The organism is Coleofasciculus chthonoplastes PCC 7420, from assembly GCF_000155555.1.
Taxonomy (GTDB): Bacteria; Cyanobacteriota; Cyanobacteriia; order Cyanobacteriales; family Coleofasciculaceae; genus Coleofasciculus; species Coleofasciculus chthonoplastes_A.
This window is the reverse complement of record NZ_DS989847.1, coordinates 256212-263369: the sequence shown is the minus strand read 5'-3', so window position 1 is coordinate 263369 and position 7158 is coordinate 256212. Positions and strand designations below refer to the sequence as shown.

The 7158-nt window shown below is 45.2% G+C and carries 3 protein-coding genes; 2 read left to right on the top strand and 1 reads right to left on the bottom strand.

Annotated features, from left to right (window positions below; all coding sequences use genetic code 11):
• Window positions 1-40 precede the first annotated feature (40 nt).
• Entirely contained in the window at window positions 41-1387 is a 1347-nt protein-coding gene (locus MC7420_RS11880; protein WP_006100595.1) for a TldD/PmbA family protein, read from the bottom strand.
• 234 nt (window positions 1388-1621) lie between these two features.
• Here MC7420_RS11880 and MC7420_RS11875 point away from each other — a divergent pair, with 234 nt between their 5' ends.
• On the top strand, window positions 1622-2842 hold the full coding sequence (locus tag MC7420_RS11875) for a pentapeptide repeat-containing protein (RefSeq protein WP_044206673.1): 1221 nt from the start codon (window positions 1622-1624) through the stop codon (window positions 2840-2842).
• A gap of 151 nt (window positions 2843-2993) precedes the next feature.
• Window positions 2994-7091 (top strand): inverse autotransporter beta-barrel domain-containing protein, encoded by a 4098-nt coding sequence (locus MC7420_RS11870; RefSeq protein WP_044206669.1) that lies wholly within the window; start codon window positions 2994-2996, stop codon window positions 7089-7091.
• Window positions 7092-7158 lie beyond the last annotated feature (67 nt).

Sequence of the window (7158 nt, the reverse complement as noted above, 5' to 3'; positions counted from 1 at the left end):
TCCGAACCGTAGATAAGGTGGGCAATGCCCACCCTACTGTTTAAACGCTATCTGTGACGCTGCTGAAATTAAACGCCTTAACTCGTACCCCTGGTATCACCCGACCCCCGAAACGCTGTACCGTACTCAGAGCATCAATATCCCGTAACATATCGGGCAAACTTTGGTTAAATCGCAGATTTTTAATCGGATAAGCAATTTTCCCGTCTTCAATCCAGAATGTACCATCACGGGTCATTCCTGTCACCTCTAAGGTACGTGGATTGACATAGCGCACATACCAAGCGCGATTAACCAAGATTCCCCGTTCCGTTTGAGCAATCAAATCGCTCAGGCTTTGCTCAGATCCAGACATAACGATGGGAAACAATGATCCTGTGGGTTCTTTTCTCTGCTGTTTCGCCCAGTAGCGACTATAGGATAAGGTTTGAGGCACTCCATCCTGAATAATCTCCAGGTAGTGATTGCTCAATCCATCACTAAAGCAGGTTCCTCTCTGCAACAATGGATGAGCAGGATGGCGTTGCACTTGTACCAAGGGACTAAATAGGGATTCGCCAACGCGATTACCCACAGGTTGACCTGTGTCATCGGTGCGAGACATAAACGATCGCCCTTCATCGGCGGATCGGGCATTTAAATTGAAAATCACCCAGGGGAGTAAATCCGCAAACGCCGGATTATTAAAGATGACAGGGTAAACACCCGGTTGAATTTCACGGGGATTACGGGCGGCAAATGCCCGCTCAATCAGGGGTTCTATCAGGGAATCCAGGGGTAACTGAGTAATAGCAAAGGCTGTACGCTGACTCCAACTCGATCCATCCTCAATTCGAGCCGTAAAACTTAACTCCGCCTCTGTACCGCGATCGCAGGCGCGTAATCCCTGGGAGTTCCCCACGGCTTGAGCAAAGGCTTGAGTACTCAATCGTCCAGAACCTTCCACTCCAGCTTTAGCACTCTTAGCACAGATTTGTTGTACCATTTCTCCGCGTGCTAAGGGTGATAAAGTGGCTGTGGCGTCGTCAAAGGCAGGAACACGCGACTCATAGACTTGGGGTTCAAGCAAGGGAACCCACTCTGGATCTTCGGGTGCAATCCGAGCTAATTCTTCGGATCGCTGGATGGTATCGGTAATTGCATCGGGTAAAAATTCTGTGGTGGAAGCCGATGCGCTGCGTTTACCGAAATAACTGGTAACGGTGAGAGTAAATTTATGGCGGTTAATATTCTGGCTAATTTGATTTTCTGAGAAGCGGCTGAGAGCAGATTCACTGGAACTCACGCTGACGAACACGCCTTCAGCTTGGGATTGCTGAATCACGGAATCAACCAAGGATAAGGCTTGGTCTTCGCTTACTAATGTAGAGGCTGTAGCTGGGGTCACGGCGGTTTACTCCAAGTCAAACATTCTGTTTCCGATAGGATAGGCGCGTCTTGTTTATAGTCAATGTCCCAGTAGATGTAGGGTGGACAGGACAAATGGAGACAATTTCTGATAAATACTCAAATTATCATAATTTGTCCCTACCCGATCAGGCGATCGCTATTCACCTGATTGTACAAAATTAAGTGTCGTTAAAATCTTTTGTATCTGCTTCCACTGCTGCACTGGCAAACTATGACCAACCCGTCTGATCCTTCTCCGTCTAATCCAGCCATCCAGTCAACCCACCCTAATCCTGAGCCAATCTCATCCCAGGCTTCTGATCAGGTGTCGGCGGTGTCCCCGACTCAATTCTCTGATCGACAGAATACTAATCGTAAAGCATTGGCTGATCCTTCGATTATCATCCTCAGTGCGATCGCGGTTTTGATTGTTGGCTTAGTTCTGGATAACAACTGGGTGATTCTCGCCGGGGTCATTGTCACGTTACTCCTCTCTGTGTCGGCGATTTGGTCACCCTTACAACAATGGTTGCAGCAATCTCTCTCTCCCCAGCAGCGATCGCAAGTTATTGCAGTTTGTGGTGTGATCCTGGCAATCGTTGGGATTGCGGCGTTAACCGGATTCACCAAAGCGTTTGATTCGGTGGGTTCTTTAGCGGAATGGATTGGTGCGTTAGGGCAAATTCTGATTGCTATTCTCGCTGTCTATATCGCTTGGCGTCAGTATGTTATTTCTAAAGATCTCACGATCCAGCAAAATACAATTACCCAGCAGCAAACCATTGATGCCTATTTTCAGGGTATTTGTGACCTGGCTTTAGACGATGAAGGATTGCTAGAGGATTGGCCCCAAGAACGGGCGTTTTGTGAAGGACGAACCGCCGCTATTCTCAATAGTGTAGACGCTGGTGGTAAAGCGAAAGTTTTACGGTTTTTGTCTCAATCCAGATTACTCACACCCTTAAAACGCGATCGCCATTTAGGACGTCCTATGCTAGATGGTTATGGCGGGTATCAAGAAGATCGGGTTTATGGCGTGCGAGTTATTGCTCTAAATGTTATGTTAGCCGGGGCGGATGTGGCAGGTACGGATCTACGCTGGGCGGAATTAAGTGAAGCTAATATGGTGCAAGCGGATCTAAGCAATTGTGACTTAGCCGGAGCGAATTTGTCTCGCACGATTCTCTATAAAACGAATTTGTCCAACTCTGATCTTAAGGGTGTGCGCTTGTTCTATGGATCAGTGGAAACCGCCAGTCCCCGCAGTCGTTCTGAACTGCCTGATTATCGCACTGGAATTCACACGGGCGCCGTGGTTGAGGGCGCGAATTTTACTGGGGTACAACGGTTAGGCGAGGAACAACGTCAATACTGCTGTTCCTGGTGCGGTGAACAGTCTCGCCGAACGATTCCAGGAGGGTGCGATGGGATTGCGAATAAATTAGGGCGTTGAAATCCGTTAATCCTGAGTCAAGCTTGACCTTTTCTATAGTACATAAGAACTAAACTAAATTTAGTTTAAAACAGTATTCCATTGTCAGGAATTGGGGGTGCTTCTGTTGAGTATCAGTTAAGGTAAAAAAAATCCATTGGCGATCGCGTGTATGAACAGCTTGGTTAGATTACTCTGGACTAGCTTCTGTTTCACCCCTCTCTTGATTCCTGCGGCTATAGCCCAAACGGAGATTCCATCACTCCCAAAAGCCGATGCTGTTCCTGAATCTCACCCCTCCTTGGGGAGTCCACTTCAAGCGCAGACGCCAGATTCTCCCCCGTCTACCACTCCAGATTTAACAACGCTACAAATTAAACCTCGCTGGGGAATTGGTTACAGTACGTCCGGTGCGGGATACGATGGTTTTACCCGCTTGGACAGTTTTCTCCCACTCCTACAAAATCCCGGTAGTACGCTGACGTTTTTAGAGGGACGATTGCAGTTAGATAATAGTGCGAATGTCGGTGGTAATCTCTTATTTGGACACCGCTTTTATAATCAGTCCCTGAATCGAATTTTTGGCGGTTACTTAGGTTTTGATCGTCGGGATACGGGAAATAGTACATTCCATCAACTCGGTGTGGGGGTAGAAACATTGGGAGAGGTTTGGGATGTGCGCCTCAATGGTTATTTTCCTCTGGGTGATACTCGCGATTTAGTGGATGAAACAGCATTTGATACCGGATTTCAACTGACAGATCGTTTCTTTTCTGACCATTTTTTAGTGATTCAGGGAAAACGACAACGGGGACAAGTGCGCCACTTTGAAGCCGCCATGACGGGGTTTGATCTGGAAGTTGGTGCAAGATTGGCGCAATGGGGTGAAGGGGGAGGATTACGAGGGTATGGTGGACTTTATTATTATGACGCTACAGGGAGTGATTCCAGTTTGGGTTGGCGGATGCGATTGGAAGTGCAACCTACGGATAGTTTAAATTTTGGTGTAGCGCTGCAAGAGGATCAGATATTTGGCACTAATGTAATTGTTAGTGTGGGGGCGATTTTTGGCAAAACTCGTTCTTCAGGGAATGCTAGTATTTTATCCCGTTTAGGGGATGGCGTGGAACGGATTTCTAGTATCACGGTTGATAGTCAAACAGAATCAGATTTCTTCAGCGAAGATATTACTACCGCCGCAACGAATCCTCAAACCAGTGAACCGTATATCTTTCAGCACGTTAATTTAGGCGCAAGTGGCGGAAATGGTACCGTTGAAACACCGTTTGGAACAGTCGATTCAGCCCTAGCCGCGACGCGATCGGATGGGAATGATATTGTTTATGTACAAGCGGGAACGAATCCTGGTATTCCGGCTTTCACGATTCCTGATCAGGTGCAGGTTTTGTCCACAGCACCAATTCAGCAATTGGATACAGTGGAATTTGAGCGCGTACAACTTCCGTTATCCGGTGCTGGCGTTTTTCCTCAGGTTATGGATACAGTAACGTTGGGAAATAATACGGTGTTATCCGGATTTACAATAACTGGAGTAACCAATCCAGGAATTGTCGCCAGGGGTATTCAAAATGGGGAAGTTCGAGACAGTATGATTACCAGTTCCAGTCAAGCTGGGGTATTACTGGAAAATACGGGCGGTTTGATTTCATTTACCAATAGTGCGATCACGGGAAATGGCGTTCCTAGCTTAAGTGTTACATCGGTTAATGATGTTGCGATCGCGAACAGCACTCTCTCCAGTACAAATTCGGCTACAGAAGGGATTTCTATAGACGCAGTTAGCGGGAATTTCGACATCAGTGATAGCACAATTACGATTACAAATCCCACCAGTAATGGTATCCTAGCCACAGCTATCGAGGGAACCGCGACAATTTCAGCCAATCCAGGAAGTCTGATTACGACAGAGGGAAATCAAGCCGGAATTTCTCTAAATGAAAGTCAAGGAGAGATAAATTTATCGGGTATAACCGTGGAGAGTACAGGCGGTGCGGTTGTGGAAGTAAGGAATATTAATAATAGCGCGATCGCTTCTAGCACTCTCACCAGTACCAATTCGGCTACAGAAGGGATTTATCTAGACACAGTTAGCGGCAATTTCGACATCAGTGACAGTACAATCACGATAGAAAATCCCACGAGTAACGGTATCCTCGCCACGAATATCCAGGGAACCGCGACAATTTCAGCCAATCCAGGAAGTCTGATTACGACAGAGGGAAATCAAGCCGGAATTTCCCTCACTGAAAGTACAGGAGAGATAAATTTATCGGGTATAACTGTGGAGAGTACAGAGGGTGCGGTTGTGGAAGTAAGGAATATTAATAATAGCGCGATCGCGAACAGCACTCTCACCAGTACCAATTCAGCTACAGAAGGTATTTCTCTAGACACAGTTAGCGGTAATTTCGACATCAGCGACAGTACAATCACGATAGAAAATCCCACCAGGAACGGTATCCTAGCCACAGCTATCGAGGGAACCGCGACAATTTCAGCCAATCCAGGAAGTCTGATTACGACAGAGGGAAATCAAGCCGGAATTTCCCTCACTGAAAGTACAGGAGAGATAAATTTATCGGGTATAACTGTGGAGAGTACAGAGGGTGCGGTTGTGGAAGTAAGGAATATTAATAATAGCGCGATCGCTTCCAGCACTCTCACCAGTACCAATTCAGCAACAGAAGGGATTTCTCTGGAGACAGTTAACGGTGATTTCGAGATTAGCGATAGCACAATCACGATTGAAAATCCCGCCAGTAACGGTATCCTCGCCACGAATATCCAGGGAACCGCGACAATTTCAGCCAATCCAGGAAGTCAAATTACAACAACCACTGCTAAAGCTGGAATCTTACTCGCTGAAAGTCTGGGAGAAATCAATTTATCGGGATTGGAGGTAAACAGCACTAATGGTGCCGCATTAGTCGGGACTACTATTAATAATGCCACACTTTCAGATAGCACCCTTACCAGTATCAACTCATCAACAAACGGTATCTCTATTAACGGGATTAGTGGTACAGTTGATATTAGCAATAGCACGATCACAATTACTGATCCAGTTGATGGAATTAACGGCATATCCGTTGGCAATGTCACAGGAACAGTGAATATAGCCGCCAATGAAGGAAGCCAGATTACTCAGGCAAATCAAGGAATTGAACTCTCTAATTCTACGGGTGCGATCGCTATTTCTGGATTTGAGATTCGGAATACTGAGGATAGTGGCATTTCTGGAAGCACTCTCAGTAATGTTACCCTGGCAAATAACCGCATTGAAGGGGCAACTAATGAAGGAATTTACTTAGCAGATACGGATGGAGAAGTAACTATCGAGAATAACACTATTCTTAATACAATTCCTGTTAAGAACCCTGACGCTACCATTAATTTTGATTTTCCGACAGGTCGGGGAATTCTGCTTGAAAATGTTACGGGAACCGTTGAGATTATAGCGAACAACATTACTGGAACAGATGGTTTGGCTGCTGACACAGTACAATTATTACCTGGAGTAACTATTGATACATTGCCAAGTGGTCAAGGTATTCTAATCAATAATAGCACGGGTTCTGTCAATATAACTATTGCAGGAAATGAACTTTATGATAACTTTGAAGATGCGATCCTGATCGGTTTAGGTATTGCTTTAGACAATCCCCTAATTGTTGGAAATCCTACAGTTAATTTGACAATTGAGGCAAATACAATAGAAAATAATGGCGGCACTAGTCCAATCAGAGGTGATGGTATTGGTCTTGGTATTGAAGGTGGTACAATCATCGAAAATCTGACGATTTCGGAAAATAAAATTAGGAATAATGGTGATGAAGGAATCGACATTCGCCTTGGTTTATTAGATGTGCAATTAATTCCAAGTTCCACGGCACAAATACAAGACGCAACCTTGAAAAATAATACGATCGAAAATAATAATCAGCAAGGTATTGAGTTTCAGTTATTTGATGAAACCAAAGTTTTCGCAAATGTTTTAGAGAACACATTCACCACTCCTAACAACTTTGTTGGCGTGAAAGTGACAACTGATAATGATTCTGCATTCTGCTTAAACTTAAGTGATAATAATAGCAATACGGGTTTCAGTTTAATCCAAGATCCACCAAATTCACAAGATCCACAACCATTAAGTATATTTGAAATTTTGAGTGAAACCCAAAATATCCTTGATGCGACCCAATCCGGGACGATTACCCTAGACACGCCCAATGGATTACCTTGTCCTTGAGTTTGTAGTCAGGGAACCTTAGCCCTATAATATTTGTTGCGTTGAGCGAAGTCGAAACCCAACCTAC